This is a genomic window from Macrococcus equipercicus (genome assembly GCF_004359525.2).
Lineage (GTDB): Bacteria > Bacillota > Bacilli > Staphylococcales > Staphylococcaceae > Macrococcus > Macrococcus equipercicus.
Window position 1 is genome coordinate 105,424 of the sequence record NZ_SCWC02000002.1, and the last position, 19,138, is coordinate 124,561.

At 46.4% G+C, this 19,138-nt stretch carries 18 protein-coding genes and 1 other annotated feature; all 18 genes read left to right on the plus strand.

The window, feature by feature from the left end; genetic code table 11:
• Positions 1-65 precede the first annotated feature (65 nt).
• A complete protein-coding gene (gene hemA / locus ERX35_RS03065; RefSeq protein ID WP_149458452.1) occupies positions 66-1,406 on the plus strand; it encodes a glutamyl-tRNA reductase in 1,341 nt (446 codons plus the stop codon).
• 19 nt (positions 1,407-1,425) lie between these two features.
• Positions 1,426-2,244 carry a cytochrome c biogenesis protein CcsA gene (gene ccsA / locus ERX35_RS03070; protein WP_246143106.1) on the plus strand — a complete coding sequence of 273 codons (819 nt, stop codon included), beginning with the start codon at positions 1,426-1,428 and terminating at the stop codon, positions 2,242-2,244.
• Positions 2,245-2,254: 10 nt separating this feature from the next.
• Entirely contained in the window at positions 2,255-3,184 is a 930-nt protein-coding gene (gene hemC / locus ERX35_RS03075; protein WP_149458454.1) for a hydroxymethylbilane synthase, read from the plus strand.
• Position 3,185: 1 nt separating this feature from the next.
• Positions 3,186-3,869 carry a uroporphyrinogen-III synthase gene (locus ERX35_RS03080; protein ID WP_170234517.1) on the plus strand — a complete coding sequence of 228 codons (684 nt, stop codon included), beginning with the start codon at positions 3,186-3,188 and terminating at the stop codon, positions 3,867-3,869.
• Positions 3,859-4,839 (plus strand): porphobilinogen synthase, encoded by a 981-nt coding sequence (gene hemB, locus ERX35_RS03085; RefSeq protein WP_149458456.1) that lies wholly within the window; start codon positions 3,859-3,861, stop codon positions 4,837-4,839. Before ERX35_RS03080 ends, hemB begins: the two co-directional genes overlap by 11 nt.
• Complete coding sequence (gene hemL, locus ERX35_RS03090; RefSeq protein ID WP_425463247.1) at positions 4,839-6,116, plus strand: glutamate-1-semialdehyde 2,1-aminomutase; 1,278 nt, start codon at positions 4,839-4,841, stop codon at positions 6,114-6,116. Before hemB ends, hemL begins: the two co-directional genes overlap by 1 nt.
• A gap of 140 nt (positions 6,117-6,256) precedes the next feature.
• Positions 6,257-6,631: a hypothetical protein gene (locus ERX35_RS03095; protein ID WP_149458458.1), complete on the plus strand. Its 375-nt coding sequence runs from the start codon at positions 6,257-6,259 to the stop codon at positions 6,629-6,631.
• 312 nt (positions 6,632-6,943) lie between these two features.
• Positions 6,944-7,993 (plus strand): AbrB family transcriptional regulator, encoded by a 1,050-nt coding sequence (locus tag ERX35_RS03100; RefSeq protein WP_149458459.1) that lies wholly within the window; start codon positions 6,944-6,946, stop codon positions 7,991-7,993.
• A 20-nt stretch (positions 7,994-8,013) separates the two neighbouring features.
• Positions 8,014-8,221: a binding site (T-box leader), on the plus strand.
• A 61-nt stretch (positions 8,222-8,282) separates the two neighbouring features.
• Positions 8,283-10,904 carry a valine--tRNA ligase gene (locus ERX35_RS03105; protein ID WP_149458460.1) on the plus strand — a complete coding sequence of 874 codons (2,622 nt, stop codon included), beginning with the start codon at positions 8,283-8,285 and terminating at the stop codon, positions 10,902-10,904.
• 10 nt (positions 10,905-10,914) lie between these two features.
• The gene (locus ERX35_RS03110) at positions 10,915-12,180 is read left to right on the plus strand and encodes a bifunctional folylpolyglutamate synthase/dihydrofolate synthase (protein WP_149458461.1); all 1,266 of its coding nucleotides are present in this window, start codon (positions 10,915-10,917) and stop codon (positions 12,178-12,180) included.
• Between the two features lie 19 nt (positions 12,181-12,199).
• On the plus strand, positions 12,200-12,367 hold the full coding sequence (locus ERX35_RS11390) for a hypothetical protein (protein ID WP_170234518.1): 168 nt from the start codon (positions 12,200-12,202) through the stop codon (positions 12,365-12,367).
• Positions 12,368-12,569: 202 nt separating this feature from the next.
• Positions 12,570-13,277, plus strand: coding sequence for a prepilin peptidase (locus ERX35_RS03115; protein WP_170234519.1), 708 nt, complete (start codon positions 12,570-12,572; stop codon positions 13,275-13,277).
• Complete coding sequence (radC, locus tag ERX35_RS03120) at positions 13,277-13,945, plus strand: RadC family protein (RefSeq protein WP_149458839.1); 669 nt, start codon at positions 13,277-13,279, stop codon at positions 13,943-13,945. The genes ERX35_RS03115 and radC overlap by 1 nt, the downstream gene beginning before the upstream one ends.
• A gap of 44 nt (positions 13,946-13,989) precedes the next feature.
• Entirely contained in the window at positions 13,990-14,277 is a 288-nt protein-coding gene (locus tag ERX35_RS03125; RefSeq protein WP_149458463.1) for a hypothetical protein, read from the plus strand.
• A gap of 261 nt (positions 14,278-14,538) precedes the next feature.
• Positions 14,539-16,278, plus strand: coding sequence for an ABC transporter ATP-binding protein (locus ERX35_RS03130; RefSeq protein WP_149458464.1), 1,740 nt, complete (start codon positions 14,539-14,541; stop codon positions 16,276-16,278).
• On the plus strand, positions 16,278-18,017 hold the full coding sequence (locus ERX35_RS03135; protein WP_149458465.1) for an ABC transporter ATP-binding protein: 1,740 nt from the start codon (positions 16,278-16,280) through the stop codon (positions 18,015-18,017). Before ERX35_RS03130 ends, ERX35_RS03135 begins: the two co-directional genes overlap by 1 nt.
• A gap of 23 nt (positions 18,018-18,040) precedes the next feature.
• The gene (locus tag ERX35_RS03140) at positions 18,041-18,523 is read left to right on the plus strand and encodes a GNAT family N-acetyltransferase (protein ID WP_149458466.1); all 483 of its coding nucleotides are present in this window, start codon (positions 18,041-18,043) and stop codon (positions 18,521-18,523) included.
• A gap of 53 nt (positions 18,524-18,576) precedes the next feature.
• A complete protein-coding gene (locus ERX35_RS03145; RefSeq protein ID WP_170234520.1) occupies positions 18,577-19,017 on the plus strand; it encodes a DUF4930 family protein in 441 nt (146 codons plus the stop codon).
• Positions 19,018-19,138: the final 121 nt, after the last annotated feature.

The following is a 19,138-nucleotide window of genomic DNA, read 5'->3' on the forward strand; positions in this document are numbered from 1 at the left end:
AGCCCTTATCAAACAATGGAATTATGTTATAATAGGACTAATGGCTATAAATGGGGGCGACATGAATGCATATTGTTGTAGTGAGCGTTAATCATCGTACAGCAGATGTAAGTTTAAGAGAAAAACTGACATTTTCAGAGTTGAATATAGAAGAGGCACATCAAACACTGATCAACCAGAAATCAGTGTTTGAAGGAATTATTGTATCGACATGTAACCGGACGGAGATTTATGCGGTCGTCGACCAGCTGCATACAGGACGCTACTACATTCAGTCATTTTTAGCAGAATGGTTTGATGTGGCATTGGAAGTCGTGAAGTCAGTCACTACGGTCAAAGTAGACGACGAAGCAGTCGCTCATCTCTATAATGTGACAGCAGGGCTTGATTCAATCGTCCTCGGTGAGACGCAGATTTTAGGACAGATCCGCGACAGCTTTCTAATGGCCCAAAGTGAAGGGACGACCGGCACGATTTTCAACAAATTGTTCAAGGAAGCCATCACTTTGGCGAAACGTGCGCATTCTGAAACGGACATCTCTTCTAAAGCAGTGTCGGTGTCATATGCTGCGGTGGAACTGTCGAAGAAAGTGCTTGGTACATTGAATGACAAACGGATTTTGATCATCGGTGCAGGAGAGATGGCGGAGCTCGCGCTTGAGAACTTATCAGGCAGTGGTGCTGAACATATCACAGTCATCAACCGCACACCGGAGAAAGCAGTGTCACTTGCTCATAAGTTCGGCGGCAGACATATGATGATCAGTGAACTGCAGTGCGCATTGATGAACAGTGACATCGTCATTTCATCAACAAGCGCCCGTGATTATATCATTACTGAGGAGATGATGAGCGGCCTGATGCGCATGCGTCCGTCTCATCCGATTGTGCTGATTGATATCGCCGTTCCGCGTGACATTGATCCGATGGTCGGCAGGCTGGATCTCGTCTTCAATTATGATGTGGATGACTTGAAAGGTCTTGTTGATGCCAATCTTGCTGAGCGTGAGAAAGCAGCTGAGAAAATCCGCTTGATGATTGATACATCAGTACTGCAGTTTACAGAATGGGTGAATATGCTCGGTGTAGTTCCGGTCATTACGGCACTGCGCGAGAAAGCACTCCGTATTCAGGAAACAACGATGGAAAGCATCGAGCGCAAAATGCCCGACCTTTCTGACCGTGACCGTAAAGTGATCTCGAAGCATATGAAGAGCGTCATCAACCAGATGTTAAAAGATCCGATTCAGCAGGCGAAAGAACTGAGCGGCCATAACAACCGCAGTGAAGAGCTGCAGTTCTTCCAGGAGATTTTTAATATTACAACTGAAGTAGAAATCATTAACGAACGGGAAAACTATAATATTAAATCATTTCGGGGGCAGCTTGAACCAAGAAATGGGTGAGTGAATGTCTGATATAGTTATGATTCGGTTGCACGAGGCAATACTCTTCATCTACATGTTGAGTGTTGCCTGTTATTTCTTCGATTTCGTTGAGAAAAACAATAGAGTAAAGAAAACCGGTTTTATGATGTTAGTGGGCGTATTTATGATGCAGACACTGCTTGTGGGCCAGTTCATCGTTAATACCGGAAGGTTTCCGGTGCAGACGATCAGCGAAGGGTTTTATTTCTTCACCTGGCTGATCATTTTGATCTCCATCATTCTGTCGGTGAGCACGCGGTCGGAACTGATCACGTTTATGATGAACTTGATCGGCTTTACGTTTATGGCGATCCATACGTTTCAGCCGCTGCAGTATAACTCGGATACCGCTGTCTCGCATATGATGAACGAACTGCTGATGATTCACGTGACGCTCGCCATCACAGCGTATGTCATGTTTCTTATCGCGGCGCTGCACGCGCTGCTGTATTTAATACAGATGAATAACTTAAAGAAGAAGAAATTCAATCAGAAGTTTTTCAGGATCAATGACCTTGCGTCCATCGGGAAATTTGTCAGCATATTCAGTATAGCGGGTTTTGTGCTTCTTCTGATTTCTCTCATTCTCGGCGTACAGTGGGGGCTGATCCTGATCGGCGGCTCCATCTGGGCGGACAGCAAAGTAATCGGTTCCATGATTGTGCTGTTCATATACGGTGCATTCATATTTGTATTTAATCAGAAACGTTTGAAAGTGAATATTTTGATGGAGATTAATATTATTCTGTTCTTGATCTGTATGATTAATTACCTGCTCTTATCCAGATATTCTGAATTTCATCAGTTAATCAACTAGGAGGCTTCACATGAGAAAGATTATAGTAGGAACAAGAAGAAGTCAGCTTGCTCTGACACAGAGTAACCAGTTTATCCAGAAAATTAAAGACCGTTTCCCTGAAGTGGACATTGAAATCAAGGAGATTGTCACAAAAGGCGATAAAATCGTTAATGTGCAGCTGTCAAAAGTCGGCGGCAAAGGCTTGTTCGTCAAAGAGATTGAACAGGCGCTGTTTGACAAAGAGATTGACATGGCCATCCATTCGCTGAAAGACGTGCCAAGTGAACTGCCCGATGGACTGACGCTCGGCTGTATTCCAGATAGAGAGGATCCACGCGATGCCTTCATCTCTAAAGGTCATGTGAAGTTAGCAGATTTGAAGGCAGGGAGTGTCATCGGTACAAGTTCGCTGCGCCGGGGTGCTCAGCTGCTGAGCTTATATCCTGAACTTCAGATTGAATGGATCCGCGGCAATATTGACACGCGGCTGAATAAACTGGAACATGAACATTATGATGCGATTATTCTAGCAGCGGCCGGTCTGAAACGGATGGGCTGGAGCGATGACACCGTCACTGAATATCTGGACCATGAAACAATGCTGCCGGCTATCGGTCAGGGCGCACTCGGTATTGAATGCCGTGCAGACGATATAGAAGTGCTGGAGCTGTTACGAGCGGTCCATAATGAAGAAGTGGAGCGCTGTACACAGGCTGAACGCCAGTTCCTGAAACTGATGGATGGCAGCTGTCAAGTGCCGATTGCAGGTCATGCAGTCATAGACGGAGACCAGATACATTTCAAAGGTCTTATTATGTCTCCGGACGGGAAAGAGAAATATGTTTCTGATGTCACCGGAACTGATCCGGCTGCAGTCGGCCGTCAGGCAGCAGAAGAGATGCAGGTTAACGGGGCACACAACATCATTGCAGCGTTGAATGAAGAAGGAAGCCGGTAATATGAAGCCAGTTATATTGATGACTGACAGCCACGCCACTAAGAGCGATAAAGTAGACATTGTCCATCTTCCTTTAATAGGAATACGACAGCTGCCTGTTGTTCACGCGTATGCTCGTAATCAATATGACTGGCTTCTTTTTACGAGCAGAAATGCAGTCCGGCTCTTCTTTGAGCAGTATCCGGACATCACATTCAGCAAAGTGGCTTCAATCGGCAGCAGGACTTCAGAGGCACTTATCACGCATGGTGTCGCAATCGACTATGAGCCGCCTGAATTCAATCAGGAGTCATTTATCGCGCATGCGGCGGACCGCTTTGACGACTGCTCGATTCTACTGCCGTGCAGTGCAAAGGCGCGGCCGAAGCTCGCGGATTTTCTGAGCAGGCGGGCAGCCGTGACAACAATCGCCCTCTATGAACCTGTCACCAATGAAAATAATGCAAAGAAGATGAACACACTGCTCTTGAGTGGTAGTATAGATGTGGTCGTATTTATGAGTCCGTCAGCCGTCCGCGCCTATTTTACGGCGTACAGTAAGATTCATCAGCTGGTCGTAGCGATTGGGCCGGTGACGAGCCGGGCGCTGCAGAACGTTCATCAGCCGCATATCACCGCCTTGCAGTCAACGAAAGAGGCAATTATCGATAAAATACTTGAAATGAGGGACAGTAATGCAATTTGACAGACATAGAAGACTTCGCTCTTCAGCCGTAATGAGAGACATGGTAAGAGAAACTACCATTTCCAAAAAGGATTTGATCTATCCTATCTTTGTTATTGAGAAAGATGATGTGAGAAACGAGATTCAATCGATGCCGGGAATTTTCCAGCTCAGTCTGAACCTTCTTCATGAAGAACTGAAAGTGTCTTATGATCTCGGCATTCGCGCTGTGATGTTCTTTGGTATTCCGAACGAGAAGGATGCATGCGGCACTGGTGCATTCATCGATGATGGCATTATCCAGAAGGCAACACGTCTTTGCAAACAGCTGTATCCTGATATGCTTGTTCTTGCGGATACATGTCTTTGTGAGTATACGGACCATGGTCACTGCGGTGTACTGGATGATCACGGTGATGTCATCAATGACGAGACGCTGCCGATTCTTGTGCAGACGGCCGTCTCACAGGCAAAAGCAGGTGCTGATATCATTGCACCGAGCAACATGATGGATGGCTTTGTCGCGCATATTAGACAGGGTCTTGATGAAGCAGGCTTCTACAATATCCCTATTATGAGCTACGGCATCAAATATGCTTCAGCATTCTACGGTCCGTTCCGTGACGCCGCTGAAAGCACGCCGCAGACAGGAGACCGGAAATCCTACCAGATGGATCCGGCGAACCGTCTGGAAGCGATGCGCGAACTTGACAGTGATATCGCAGAAGGTGCTGACATGATGATCGTGAAGCCGGCACTCAGCTATCTTGATATTATCCGTGATGTGCGCAACAACAGCAATCTGCCGGTCGTCGCCTACAATGTCAGCGGTGAATACGCGATGACGAAAGCCGCTGCACAAAACGGCTGGATTGACGAGGAACGCATCGTGATGGAACAGATGATTTCCATGAAGCGCGCTGGTGCAGACATGATCATCACTTACTTTGCTAAAGATATTTGCAGCTACATCAATAAAGGAGGATACTAATGAATCGTTCACAGCAGGCATTCGAAGCAGCACAGAAAGTCATGCCGGGCGGCGTCAACAGTCCGGTCCGGGCGTTCAAGAGCGTAGATATGGACCCGATTTTCATGGACCATGGTAAAGGCTCAAAAATATATGATATCGACGGCAATGAGTATATCGACTATGTCCTGAGCTGGGGCCCGCTTATTTTAGGGCATGCTGATCCGACAGTCACTGAACAACTGAACAAGACTGTCTTGAACGGCACAAGCTTCGGCGCGCCGACTGAGCTCGAGACGAAAATGGCGGAACTTGTCATTGAACGCGTCCCGTCCATTGAGATGGTCCGTATGGTTTCAAGCGGTACTGAGGCGACACTTGCTGCCCTGCGTCTCGCGCGCGGCTATACTGGCCGGAACAAAATTCTGAAGTTCATCGGCTGCTACCACGGTCACAGTGACAGTCTGCTCATTAAAGCGGGCTCTGGTGTAGCGACGCTTGGACTGCCGGATTCCCCTGGTGTACCGAAAGGAACGGCTGAAAACACAATCACGGTTCACTATAATGACCTTGATGCAGTGAAGACAGCATTTGAGAAATATGGTGATGATATTGCCTGTGTTATCGTTGAACCCGTAGCCGGTAATATGGGCGTTGTCCCACCGGTGGAAGGTTTTCTGCAAGGACTGCGGGACATCACAAATGAATATGGTGCGCTGCTGATCTTTGATGAAGTCATGACAGGCTTCCGCGTCGGCTACAACTGTGCGCAAGGTTACTTCAATGTGACACCCGACCTGACTTGTCTCGGCAAAGTTATCGGCGGCGGACTGCCGGTAGGCGCGTTCGGGGGCAGACGTGACATTATGGAACGTATCGCACCGGCAGGAGATATTTACCAGGCAGGCACACTGAGCGGTAATCCACTGGCGATGACCGGCGGCTATTATACGCTCAGTCAGCTGACAGAAGACAGCTATACGTATTTCAATCAGCTGGGTGACCAGCTGGAAGCGGGCTTAACAGAAGTGTTCGCTAAACATGGTGTGCCGATCACGATTAATCGTGCCGGCAGCATGATCGGCTACTTCCTGAATGAACAGAAAGTGACGAATTTTGAGACGGCGAGCAAGTCTGACCTCAAGCTGTTTGCGAAGATGTACCGCGAGATGGCTGCAAATGGTGTGTTCCTGCCGCCGTCCCAGTTCGAAGGCATGTTCCTGTCAACGAAGCATACATCAGCAGATATCGAGAAAACTTTAGCGGCATTTGATAAAGCGCTGAACGTCGTTAAATAAAGGGTTTATATAATGAAAATCACATTATTCTCATGTGATTTTCATTTTTTTTTATGAATGATGTTTATATTCCTGATTAAAGGCAATAATATTGATGTAAATAAAATTTACAAAAATAATCTTAACGGAGGTTTTCTACTATGGCTAACAACAAAAACGTTAACGACAAAGACGTTATCTATGATTCAGAAAAAGATCGTCATGTAACACATCAAGCGGATGGTACTACAAATCGGGACGGGGACCGTGTAAGAGAAACACGTGATACACACGTTCATCGTGAAGAACCGAAGAAGAAAAGTCCATGGCCTTGGTTGATTCCATTATTAATCCTTCTTCTTGCGATTCCATTGCTAATGAGCATGTGTAACAATGACAAAGATGACAAAAAAGACGATAATAAAACAGAAGAGTCAACTACAGAAAAAGCGACTACAGAAAAAGCAACAACTGAATCAGCTTCTGTAGTGAAATTCGACTTAGCTTCAATCGTTAACTTTGACCTTGCGTCTTAATAATTGAAACCGTGGATTAGTTCACGGTTTTTTATTTTGATGGTTGATATATTGAAAGAAAGCACCGCTGAAGATATTATTCCTCAGCGGTGCTTTCTTTAATTCTTAAAAAATTCTTAAAAAATTATATTGAGCAGTAATGTCAGTAAGATGGATAAAACGATTGAAATGATGATCGAGAACAAGCACCCTGTGGATCCCCCTGCATATCTAAACATCTGTCTGCCTCCTTTAGCTTCTTAATTAATAAATAGCCTGCTCACAACTTTCTAAACAAATTTGTTACAATATTAAGTAGAGGAAGTGACGGCAATGTTTCAACTGTTATTAGTAATTCTCGCTCTTTCGGTCGGTTTTCTGCTGATGAAAGTCGGTATGATACTGCCGTGGCTGTTCGGCCCGATCATTGCGGCGGTGCTGTGCAGCAAATTCTCCCGGCGAACGATTGTCTGGCCGAAAGTACTCGGTGACCTCGGTCTGTTTATTTTAGGCGCTCAGATCGGGGCTGCTTTCACCCGTCAAGTCGTGCTGGATATTAAAGATGATGCTGTCAATATCGTCATCCTGAATATGCTGCTGCTTGCTGCGGCCGTCCTGCTGTCCCTTTTGTTTAAAAAAATTGTGGACTGCACGTTTGAAACGGCACTGCTCAGTTCGATTCCTGGTGCACTGAGTCAGATGATTGTGATGGCCGAGGAAAATAAACAGGCGAATCTGCTTGTAGTGACTTTATCCCAGACGTCACGGCTGCTGTTTGTCATCATGATTGTGCCGCTGGTCAGTTCATGGCAGAGCGGCGGCGTATCACATGCCGCTCATAAAGCACCATCTCTCTTTATGCAGCTGAGTCCGCTGTCGTTCATCCTGCTCGTGCTCAGTACTGCTGCTGTCTACCGGCTCATGACCAAAATCCATTTTCCGGTCCCGCAGCTGCTGGCGCCGATACTGGTGCTGATTATATGGAATATGATGACGGAACAGACCTTCTCGATTCCATATATGCTGGTTGCTTTAGCGCAAGTGCTGTTCGGTATTAGAATCGGCCTTCAAATGTACAGTCTATCGAACCAGCTGTCCAGGCGGCTGTTTGTCGGTATATGCATTCACAACTTGCTGCTGATCGGTGCGACGCTCGTCATGGTCATTGTGTTCACCTGGCTGACCGCTCATCCGTTCAACGACCTGTTTCTCAGTGCGGCCCCGGGCGGCATGGCACAGATTATCGTGGTCGGTATTGAAACCGGTGCCAATGTCGCTATGATTTCAAGCTATCATATTTTCAGGATATTCTTCATATTGCTCATTGTCACACCGCTCGTCCAGTACATACTGAAGAAAAGTCAGATTGACAAGAGGCTGTAAATCAGCTACTATTAAATCAAATTCATATGATTATCGGGAAGAGTAGGTCAACAGAAACTTCTAGAGAGTGCAGGTCTGGTGAAACTGTGCAGTGACTTTGATTGAAGGTAGCCCGCAAGTGTCTTTCATTGAACATTCAGTAGGTGGAAGCGTGGAAGAGCGTTAATCTTAATGAGTGCAGCTGCGGCTGAATTTAGGTGGTACCACGAGATTATTCCCGTCCTATTGTTTTAGGACGGGATTTTTTTGTTTTCTGAGCATTACCATATGATTAATTGGAGGTTACTGGATGGATACTAAATACAATCATGAACTAGTTGAAGAAGGCACATATAAGAAATGGGTGGACGACGCACTGTTTAAAGCGGAAAGCGGCTCTGACAAGAAGCCGTTTACTATTGTCATTCCGCCGCCGAACGTGACAGGGAAGCTGCATATCGGCCATGCATGGGATACAACGCTGCAGGATATCATCACACGTATGAAGCGGATGCAGGGCTACAATACATTGTACTTGCCGGGTATGGACCATGCCGGGATTGCGACACAGGCAAAAGTAGAAGCAAAGCTGCGCGCTGACGGTATTTCACGTCATGATATCGGCCGTGAGAAGTTTCTGGAGCAGACGATGGAATGGAAAGAGGAATATGCCGGATTCATTCGTGAGCAATGGGCGAAGCTCGGTCTCGGCCTCGATTACTCACGTGAACGCTTCACACTGGATGAAGGGCTGTCTGAGGCAGTGCGCGAAGTGTTCGTTAAGATGTACGAAAAAGGGCTGGTCTACCGCGGTGAGCGGATTATCAACTGGGATCCTGCTGCACGTACAGCACTGAGCGACATCGAAGTCATTCACGAGGAAATTGAGGGTGCTTTTTATCACATCAACTATCCACTGAGTGATGGCAGCGGCTTCATCGAGATCGCGACGACTCGTCCTGAGACGCTGCTCGGCGACACTGCAGTTGTCGTGCATCCTGAAGACGAACGTTATCAGCACATGATCGGTAAGACGGTCATCTTACCGCTGCTCGGCCGTGAGATTCCGGTGCTTGGTGATGACTATGTTGAGAAGGACTTCGGTACAGGGGCGATGAAAGTGACGCCTGCCCATGATCCGAATGACTTTGAGATCGGTAACCGTCATAACCTTGCGCGCATCAATGTCATGAATGAAGACGGCACGATGAATCAGCTGGCTGGTCCATACGCGGGCATGGACCGCTTTGACTGCCGCAAACAGCTGATTGCTGACTTAAAGGAGAGCGGTGAGCTCGTAAAAGTCGAGAAACATATTCACCAGGTCGGTCACAGCGAACGAAGCGGTGCAGTCGTTGAGCCTTACTTATCGACGCAGTGGTTCGTCAAGATGGCGCCGCTTGCTGAACAGGCACTGGCTAATCAAGAGACGGAGGACCGTATCGATTTCATTCCGCCGCGCTTTGAAGGAACTTTCAACCGCTGGATGGAAGGTATACATGACTGGTGTATTTCCCGTCAGCTTTGGTGGGGGCACCAGATTCCGGCGTGGTATCATAATGAGACGGGCGAACTTTATGTCGGTAAAACAGCACCGGCGGATACTGAGAACTGGACGCAGGACGCGGATGTGCTGGATACATGGTTCTCAAGTGCGCTCTGGCCGTTCTCAACGCTCGGCTGGCCGAACGTTGACGCAGCAGACTTCAAGGAGTTCTATCCGACGAATGTCCTTGTTACCGGCTATGATATTATCTTCTTCTGGGTCGCACGCATGATCTTCCAGGGACTTGAGTTTACAGGTAGACGCCCATTTGATAACGTGCTTATTCACGGGCTTGTACGGGCGGAAGACGGCCGTAAGATGAGTAAATCGCTGGGTAATGGTGTTGATCCGATGGATGTCATCGACAAATACGGAGCGGATGCCCTGCGTTACTTCCTGGCAACCGGCTCGACACCGGGGCAGGACTTACGCTACTCGACAGAGAAAGTGGAAGCAGCATGGAATTTCATCAATAAGATCTGGAACGCCTCCCGTTTCAGCTTGATGAACATCGGTGACGATTTCACGGTCGCAGATATTAACTGGGGCGGTAAAAAGTCAGTGGCTGATAAGTGGATTCTGACGCGGCTGAATGAAACCATTGAAGAAGTGACACGTCTTGCTGAGAAATATGAATTCGGTGAAGTAGGCCGCAGCCTGTATAACTTCATCTGGGATGATTTCTGTGACTGGTACATTGAGATGAGTAAGATTCCGATGAACGGAGACGACGAGGAAGCGCAGCAGACGACCCGTTCTATTCTTGCTTACACGCTGGATCAGATTATGCGTATGCTGCATCCGTTTATGCCGTTTGTCACAGAATCCATCTGGCAGAACTTGCCGCACGAAGGCGAGTCAATCGTGACGGCGTCGTGGCCGGTCGTCCGCGACGAATGGTCTGATTTATCTTCCAAACAGGATATGGAGCAGCTCATGGAGATTATCCGTGCAGTCCGTACTGCCCGGAATGAAGTCAATACACCGATGTCAAAAGAAATACCGATGATCATCAAGACAAATCATCATGCTATTACAGCGAAGCTGGAAGAGAACCGCTTCTATCTGGAGCGTTTCTGTAATCCGTCAGAACTGATTATCAGTGAGCAGCCGGAGACGATCGACAAAGCGATGACTTTACCTGTTGCAGGTGTAGAAATCATTCTGCCGCTGGAAGGTCTGATTGACATGGATAAGGAACGCGCCCGTCTGACAAAAGAACTTGAAAAATGGCAGCAGGAGCTTGACCGTGTCAACAACAAGCTTGCCAATGAACGCTTTGTATCAAAAGCACCGGAGAAAGTCATCAACGAAGAAAAAGAAAAGCAGCTCACTTATACAGAGCGCTATAACGCTGTGAAAGAACGTTTAGCACAATTAAAGTAGAGGCGAAATTATGGATTATTTAGAGAGTTTATACTGGATACATGAGCGGACGAAGTTTGGAATCAAGCCGGGTGTCAAACGGATGCGCTGGATGCTTGACCGTCTAGGCAATCCAGAGCAGCATATTAACGGCATTCATGTCGTCGGGACGAACGGCAAAGGTTCGACCGTCAGCTATTTGAAGAATGTGCTGATGGCTAACAACTATCAGGTCGGTACGTTTACGTCTCCTTATATCGAGACTTTCAACGAGCGTATCAGCTTGAATGGTCAGCCGATAACAGATGACGACATCGTCTGTCTTGTTGACCGTGTCAGACCAGTCAGTGAACAGCTGGCTGCCGAAACAGAACTCGGTCAGGCGACAGAGTTTGAAATCATCACATTGATGATGTTCCTTTATTTCGGTGAAATCCACCCGGTTGACTTTGTTGTCGTTGAGGCAGGACTCGGTGCGAAGAATGATTCAACGAACGTTTTTGTACCCGTAATGACGGTGCTGACAAGCATTGGTCTTGACCATACGAACATTATAGGTGACACATACCTTGATATCGCTAAAGAAAAAGCGGGTGTCGTCAAGCCCGGCGTACCACTTGTCTATGCGATCAAAAATGATGAGGCGCGTAACTATGTCATTCAGCAGGCCGAACATTATCATGCGAAAGCGATTGAACTGACACGGGATTTCCATGTCATTCCTTTCGGCAGGGAATTCACATACCGTTACAAAGACTATGAACTGGAGCATATTGAACTGAAGATGATCGGCAGACATCAGCAGGAAAATGCTGCAGTGGCCATCACTACACTGATAGAAATGTTCGAACGCGGCATGATCATGCTTGATTTCAACAAGATGATTGAAGCCATTGAGGAGACGACATGGACCGGCCGCATTGAGAAGATTCAGGACCATCCGACCATCATACTGGACGGCGCCCACAACAAGGAGTCCATCGATGTCCTTGTGGAAACGATGAATACGCATTATCCGGACCGGCGCATCGATGTGCTGTTCAGTGCGATTGACGGTAAACCGATCGGCAGCATGCTGATGGCGCTTGAAGACATCGCCGCGACGTTTTATGTCACGGAGTTTGACTTCCCTAAAGCGCTGCCTGTCGATGTCATCTATGAGAATGTCGAACATGAACGCGTCGAGAAAGTGAAAGATTACGGCTCGCTCATTAAAAACTATGACGGAGATCTGCTGCTTGTGACCGGCAGTCTTTATTTCATCAGCGCCGTGAAAAATTATTTAAAAAATAACTAATGGTTATTTGATTTTTCCTATGGAGACAAGATTACCGCATCAATACGCTTTACTGCTTATTCTTACGCCCGGCTTACATGCGTCACTGCTTGCAGCGGCCGGCATCCTTTATACAAGATGGCTGAAGTTTGTCTGGAAGATTGCGCTGATTAGGGTCGCGATCTGCCCTGATTGTCTGTTTCTATAACTTGATGACTAACAATTTTTTGGCTCATAATGATAATCACTGCTCATTTTCCTGAAAACGATCACTAATCCTGCAGATTTTGATGAAAACGACGACGTTCATCAAAATCTGCAGGATTTTTTTGGAGTTTCATCATTTTCTGTATTTTTACGAACAGATTTGTCTGTTATACAGTAGAACTATCAATGATGGAGGTGATAATATGTGGTCGATGATCATCGGTAGTGTGATCGGTTCTTTTATGTGGTGTGTAATGGATAACGAGGGTTCTTTATTGAGACGGTCGCATTGTCAGTCATGCGGCAAGTCTCTTGGCTGGTATGAACTGATTCCTGTATTAAGTTATTTCATGCAGCGCGGCAGATGCAGGCTGTGCCGTCAGCGTATACCTGTCAGTCACGTTGTCGTTGAAGTGCTGTTTGCGCTTATGTTTCTGCTGTTGACCGCCCGTCCTGACGAGATGACCGCCAACTGTGTGCTCTTGATCTGCTTTCTAGTACCGCTTGCGATTTATGATACGTATCATTTTCGTATTCCGGACCATATGACGTTCCTCTTTTTTCTGCTGCTGCTGATCTTCAACGTTGAGCAGCTGCTGGATTTTGGTCATCTGTTGTCAGCCGGTCTGATGATTCTGCTGCTGCATTTATTTTATTTTCTGACGGGAAGTATCGGTTACGGCGATGTGAAGCTGCTTTCTGTCATGTCGCTCTTTCTGCCCTGGCCGTATTTCGTGCTCATTTTTATGCTCACTTATGTCATCGGCGGCATTGCCGCCATCATCTTTCTCTGCTATAAGAACCAGCTGAAGAAGATTCCGTTTGTTCCTTTCATTGCGACAAGCACGATGATTGTGCTCTTTTACTACGATGAATTATATTCTATTTATTTCGGAGGTTTTTTAACTTGATGCTGACGATGATTGAACATGATAAACCACGCGAACGCCTGATGACCTATGGCCCCGAGCAGCTCACCAACCAGGAGCTGCTGGCCATTGTCATCAATACAGGAACTAAGGACGAATCCGTGCTTGAAGTCGCCAATAAAGTACTGAATCAAGTCGGCAACGTCAGAGAATTGAGGTATTTGACACTGCAGGAACTGAGGGAGATCCGGGGAATCGGCGAAAAGAAGGCGGTGACCATGCTTGCGATGATTGAACTTGCGGTACGCATGCATACGCACTCGCTGGAAGATAAAATACGCATTAAAACTCCGCAATGTGTCGCTGATCTTTTGATGGAGCGGATGCGCTATTATACGCAGGAGCACTTTATCGGCTTATATTTAAACACAAAAAATATCATTATTCATGAACAGCTGATCTTTAAAGGGTCATTGAATGCATCGATTGTGCATCCGCGTGAAGTATTCCGGGAGGCGGTCAAGCGGTCGGCTGCAAATATCATCGTAGTCCACAATCATCCATCCGGTGATCCGACGCCGTCTGTCGAAGACATCGAAGCGACGAAGCGGCTGATGAACTGCGGGACGATGTTCGGCATAGAGGTGCTGGATCACTTGATCATCGGTGACGGTACGTTTGTCAGCATCAAGGAAAAAGGGCTGCTGTAGTGTTATCTGTTCAGCTATCCGCTATAATTAGGGAGAGGTGAACTATGGATATATTTGCGACGATTTTTCTGCTGCTGCTGATAGCCCCGATGGTCTATATGTACAGCATATTGAACAAAGAACCCGTGATTGTAAGAAAGCATTTTGTGACGACATTTATAATGGCATTTGCCGGTATGAGCCTATTTCCGATTATTTTCTTTACACTGCTGAAGAATACATATGCGGGAAGTATCATCAGCGTTGTGCTCAGCGCGCTTGCCGCAGGAGTCATCTGGGGGCTGCTCTCTGTGCTGTTTCTGTTCGTCATTAAAAAATGGCTGAAAAGATAATTGTTCGGAAAACGAATATTTATATTGCCAAACTTAGTTTTTTGAATTATGATAATATTGAAAATTAAGAAAAGGAGGATAAGACCATGAAAAACTATCAGGATAAACTGCTCGTAATTTCATATCTTCCTCCTCAATGGGCTGTTTTTTAGTTTATTGGAGGAGTATAACTCCTTACGTTTAAAGCGCATGCTTTCCATTCGGAAGGTGTGCGTTTTTTTGCGTTTAGGACAGCATGATTGACAGAAAAGGAGTGAACTTATGTTTTCCGTACTATTTAAATTAAGCTGGTTTTTTGAGCAGGAAAAGAAACGGTATTTGATTGCTGTGCTGCTGCTGCTTGCTGCCAACGTGACAGAGATTCTGCCGCCGTGGATCATCGGCAGGACGATTGACTACATCAATACAGGCACGCTGACACGGAAACTACTGACCGAGATTCTCGTCTTCTTCGTCGGACTGACCGTCGTCGGCTATATGATTCATTATTTCTGGCGCTATTTACTGTTCAACGGCTCACAGCTGCTGGAAAGTCTGATGCGCCGGAAATTGATGGCGAAGTTTCTGACGATGAGTCCGAGTTTTTATGAGAAGAACAGAACAGGTGACTTGATGGCAAGAGCGACCAATGATTTATCAGCCATCAGACAGACTGTCGGTTTCGGGATTCTGACATTGATCGACAGCACGACTTTTATGGCGACCATCATTTTGATGATGGGATTCACTATCTCATGGAAGTTGACGTTATTTGCACTGCTGCCGCTGCCGTTTCTTGCGCTTGTCGAGCAGAAGCTCGGTAAGCTGATTCACGAGCGTTATACAGTGAGCCAGGATGCGTTCGGTGACATGAATGATGATGTCCTTGAATCCATTGAAGGAATTCGCGTGACGCGTGCATTCGCGCAGGAAGACAACTTGAACAATAAGTTTTTTGCGATGACAACAGATGTCGTCAACAAATTCATGCATGTGGAGCGTCTGGATGCCCTGTTCAAGCCGCTGACGATTATTGTGACAATGCTAAGTTTTATTATTGCATTAGGATATGGCAGTTTTCTTGTCAATCAAGGTGAGATCACTATCGGCGGGCTGATTACATTTAACGTCTATTTGAACATGCTTGTCTGGCCGATGTTTGCCATTGGTCTTCTCTTCAATATTATGCAGCGCGGGAATGCATCGCTTGACCGTGTCATGGCGGTGCTCGATGAACAGGATGTGCTGCTGGATCCGGTTGATGCTGTCATACCTGACGGTCATCAAGTGGCCTTCCAGCATGTTGACTTCCAGTATCCGCTCAGTGAAACGGCGAACTTAACAGACATCAATATTCAGGTGGAGGCAGGTCAGACGCTTGGTATCGTCGGTCCGACCGGAAGCGGTAAGACGACATTGATCAAGCAGATTCTGAAGGAATATCCGGTAGGGCAGGGCAATATATCACTTGGTGGTCATGTCATCCAGCATATGACAAAAGTAGATGTCAGAAAGAAAATCGGCTATGTCTCCCAGGAAAATATACTGTTTTCAAGAACGGTGAAAGAAAACATTAAGTTCGGCCGTCCGGACGCAACCGATGAAGAAATCCAGCATGCCATCCATCTCGCAAACTTCACGGAAGATGTCAGACGGCTGCCGCAGGGCCTTGAGACATTGGTCGGGGAGAAAGGAATCGCTATTTCAGGTGGTCAGAAGCAGCGCATCTCAATTGCACGGGCGATGATCAAAGACCCTGAAATATTAATACTTGATGATTCATTGTCAGCGGTAGATGCGAAGACGGAAACAGCAATCATCAGTAATATTCAGCAGTCAAGACGGGGGAAAACAACAGTCATCGCTACGCACCGGTTGTCAGCCGTGCAGCACGCTGACCTGATTGTTGTCATGGACCGCGGAAAGATTGTTCAGCAAGGAAGGCATCAGGAGCTGCTGCAGTCAGGCGGCTGGTATAAGGAACAGTTTGACCGTCAGCAGTTAGGGGAGGAGGAACTGTAATGTCAGTGACGAAACGCTTGTTCAAAGAAGCCATGCAATATAAGCGTATGTTCATTATCGGTCTGGTTATCTTGATTCTAGCCGTGATGGCAGAACTTATCGGACCAATCATCGCTATGACCATTATTGATGATCATGTGAGACCTGCGAAGTCAGGGGTCATTAATATGGCACCGATTTATCAACTGCTTGCATTGTATGCAGTGGTCGCTGTGATCAATGCTGTATTGAGTTATTATCAGACCATTTATTTTCAGAATGCCGGCTCCAATGTGATTAAAAATTTGAGAAATCATTTATTTGTCCATATGCAGCGGCTGCCTATCAAATATTTCGACAACTTACCGGCCGGAAAAGTCGTCGCCAGAATTACAAACGATACGCAGACCATCCTTGAATTATTCACAGTGATGCTGCCGACTTATATTTCCGGAATCGCTAACATACTGGGCATTATCATTGCGATTTTCTATTTCAACTGGAAGCTGGGATTGACAGCATTGATTGTTGTGCCGCTGCTGTTTGCCTGGCTGACGTTCTACCGGAAGTTATCAGACCAGTACAATCATGTCACACGAGAGAAGAACAGTGATATGAATGCGATGCTCAATGAATCGATCAACGGGATGACGATTATCCAGGCATTTAACCAGGAGCAGAAGATTCAGGCGGAGTTCAATGAGCTGAATGAAACTTACTTGAAGAACTATTCAAGAATCATTCAGCTGGATTCATTGACCAGCCATAACTTGATGGGCACCATCCGCGCATTGATATTTGCCGTTATGATCTATGTATTCGGGACAACGTTCCTCAGCGGCTCCAATGCGATGACTGTCGGGATGATGTATATACTCGTCGACTATTTGACGCGCTTATTCAATCCGATGTTTAATATGGTCAACAACTTAAGTGTACTGGAACAGGCCAGAGTGTCCGCTAACCGCGTCTATGAAATGATGGACGAAGAACCTGAAGTCATGGAAGACAAAGAGATGATGCCTGCACAAGGACAGGTCGAGTTCAAAGACGTGTCATTTGCCTATAAGAATGATCAGTATGTGCTGAAGCATATTAATATTCAGGCGCGCCGCGGCGAGACCATCGCACTCGTCGGCCATACCGGCTCCGGGAAAAGTTCCATTATGAACTTGCTGTTCCGTTTCTATGATCCGTCTCACGGTCAGATCTTGATTGACAGTGTAGATTCCACAACAGTGACGAAGCAGTCGCTCAGACAATCGATGGGCATTGTACTGCAGGATCCTTATTTATACAGTGGCACTATTCTCAGCAACATCACGTTGAACGACCCTCGTATTTCAAGGGAGCGTGCAGTCGCAGCATTGAATGCAGTGGGTGGTGACCGTGTCATTCACGGGCTGGAACGCGGTATTGATACGCCGGTCGTTGAGAAAGGAAGCACGTTATCAAGCGGACAGCGTCAGCTGATCTCGTTTGCACGGGCGCTTGCGTTCGATCCTGCCATCTTGATTCTGGACGAAGCAACGGCAAGCATTGATTCTGAGACAGAGGAGATCATTCAGAATGCGATGGATGTGCTGAAGCAGGGAAGAACGACGTTCATTATTGCACACCGGTTGTCTACTATTAAGAACGCCGACAAAATCATCGTGCTGGATAAAGGTGAAATTATTGAATCAGGAAACCACGCAGCACTCATTCAGCATGATGGCCAGTATGCTAAAATGTATCGTCTGCAGTCGGCCGGGCACTAGCAGATCATAAGGAGATTGAATGGATGGAAGCTATTGAAATCAGACCGATGACCCGCAGCTGGGCAGAACAGATTGGCGGCTGGGATTTCGGCGAAGGCTATGAGTTCTATAATATAGAAGGAGACCTTTACATTATCGAGGAGTTCCTGAACGGCCATTATTATGCAGCGTTCTGCGATGATGAACTGATTGGATTTTTCTGTGACGGCGAGATGGCAACCGTCGCATTCGATTACGATATCATAACGGACTGCCTTGATATCGGTCTGGCACTCCGTCCTGACCTGACATCACAAGGTTACGGCAGACAGCTGATGGCCGCGCTGATGGAGTTCTACAGGAACATGCAGCAGGTCAATTACTTCAGATTGACAGTCGCTGCATTCAACAGCCGGGCAGTTCGTCTTTATGAGCGCATGGGTTTTCAGCACGTGCAGCAGTTTGAAGTCGTTGAAGGTAATGAGCGGCTGTCGTTTTACATTATGCTGCTGGAAGTTCCATCTTAAGACCGATGTCAGCTGACGTAGTATCTTATATAGTGATGTCAGAGGTGATAGCGATGAGATTTTCATTGAGAATGTTTATGGGGTTAATACGGACAGTGGTTCTGTCTGCCATTGTTGCAGCAGTCGTTTTAGTTATAATGTTTAAAGGTCATATGGGTTTGTGGGGAAATGAAGAAACCGCTCAGGCGGACCATCTTGTTCAGAACGGCATTAATTATTCTTTGGAAGACAATAAGCTATTTAGGAATATTCCACTGACACAAGTGAAAAATATTTTCAATTTTATGGATAAACAGGAATTCATGGCAGTGTCAGGATTATCCCGCATAGGTTATAATGACGATTATTTGATTGCCGAGCGGGGTTCGGATTATCTGTTATACCGTTTCGGCGATAAGAACATTACATTGTTCCAGTCAGAGCAGGATCTCCAGAATCAGCTGAAAGCGCTCGGTCAGCAGATCAGCCTGCAGGAAAAATCAGCGTATCAATAACAATAAAAATAATTATCTCCGGATAGTTATTTTTTTATGTCATAAACGCACTTCATAAGAAACTCTCGATAATTATTGAAAAAATATACTTCGATTGAATTTAAAATATGTTATTCTTTAA

What these genes read in the sequence shown, in the direction of transcription:
- hemA (WP_149458452.1), top strand. Translation starts at nt 66, where the DNA reads ATGCATATTGTTGTAGTGAGCGTTAATCATCGTACAGCAGATGTAAGT.
- ccsA (WP_246143106.1), top strand. Translation starts at nt 1,426, where the DNA reads ATGATTCGGTTGCACGAGGCAATACTCTTCATCTACATGTTGAGTGTT.
- hemC (WP_149458454.1), top strand. Translation starts at nt 2,255, where the DNA reads ATGAGAAAGATTATAGTAGGAACAAGAAGAAGTCAGCTTGCTCTGACA.
- ERX35_RS03080 (WP_170234517.1), top strand. Translation starts at nt 3,186, where the DNA reads ATGAAGCCAGTTATATTGATGACTGACAGCCACGCCACTAAGAGCGAT.
- hemB (WP_149458456.1), top strand. Translation starts at nt 3,859, where the DNA reads ATGCAATTTGACAGACATAGAAGACTTCGCTCTTCAGCCGTAATGAGA.
- hemL (WP_425463247.1), top strand. Translation starts at nt 4,839, where the DNA reads ATGAATCGTTCACAGCAGGCATTCGAAGCAGCACAGAAAGTCATGCCG.
- ERX35_RS03095 (WP_149458458.1), top strand. Translation starts at nt 6,257, where the DNA reads ATGGCTAACAACAAAAACGTTAACGACAAAGACGTTATCTATGATTCA.
- ERX35_RS03100 (WP_149458459.1), top strand. Translation starts at nt 6,944, where the DNA reads ATGTTTCAACTGTTATTAGTAATTCTCGCTCTTTCGGTCGGTTTTCTG.
- ERX35_RS03105 (WP_149458460.1), top strand. Translation starts at nt 8,283, where the DNA reads ATGGATACTAAATACAATCATGAACTAGTTGAAGAAGGCACATATAAG.
- ERX35_RS03110 (WP_149458461.1), top strand. Translation starts at nt 10,915, where the DNA reads ATGGATTATTTAGAGAGTTTATACTGGATACATGAGCGGACGAAGTTT.
- ERX35_RS11390 (WP_170234518.1), top strand. Translation starts at nt 12,200, where the DNA reads ATGGAGACAAGATTACCGCATCAATACGCTTTACTGCTTATTCTTACG.
- ERX35_RS03115 (WP_170234519.1), top strand. Translation starts at nt 12,570, where the DNA reads ATGTGGTCGATGATCATCGGTAGTGTGATCGGTTCTTTTATGTGGTGT.
- radC (WP_149458839.1), top strand. Translation starts at nt 13,277, where the DNA reads ATGCTGACGATGATTGAACATGATAAACCACGCGAACGCCTGATGACC.
- ERX35_RS03125 (WP_149458463.1), top strand. Translation starts at nt 13,990, where the DNA reads ATGGATATATTTGCGACGATTTTTCTGCTGCTGCTGATAGCCCCGATG.
- ERX35_RS03130 (WP_149458464.1), top strand. Translation starts at nt 14,539, where the DNA reads ATGTTTTCCGTACTATTTAAATTAAGCTGGTTTTTTGAGCAGGAAAAG.
- ERX35_RS03135 (WP_149458465.1), top strand. Translation starts at nt 16,278, where the DNA reads ATGTCAGTGACGAAACGCTTGTTCAAAGAAGCCATGCAATATAAGCGT.
- ERX35_RS03140 (WP_149458466.1), top strand. Translation starts at nt 18,041, where the DNA reads ATGGAAGCTATTGAAATCAGACCGATGACCCGCAGCTGGGCAGAACAG.
- ERX35_RS03145 (WP_170234520.1), top strand. Translation starts at nt 18,577, where the DNA reads ATGAGATTTTCATTGAGAATGTTTATGGGGTTAATACGGACAGTGGTT.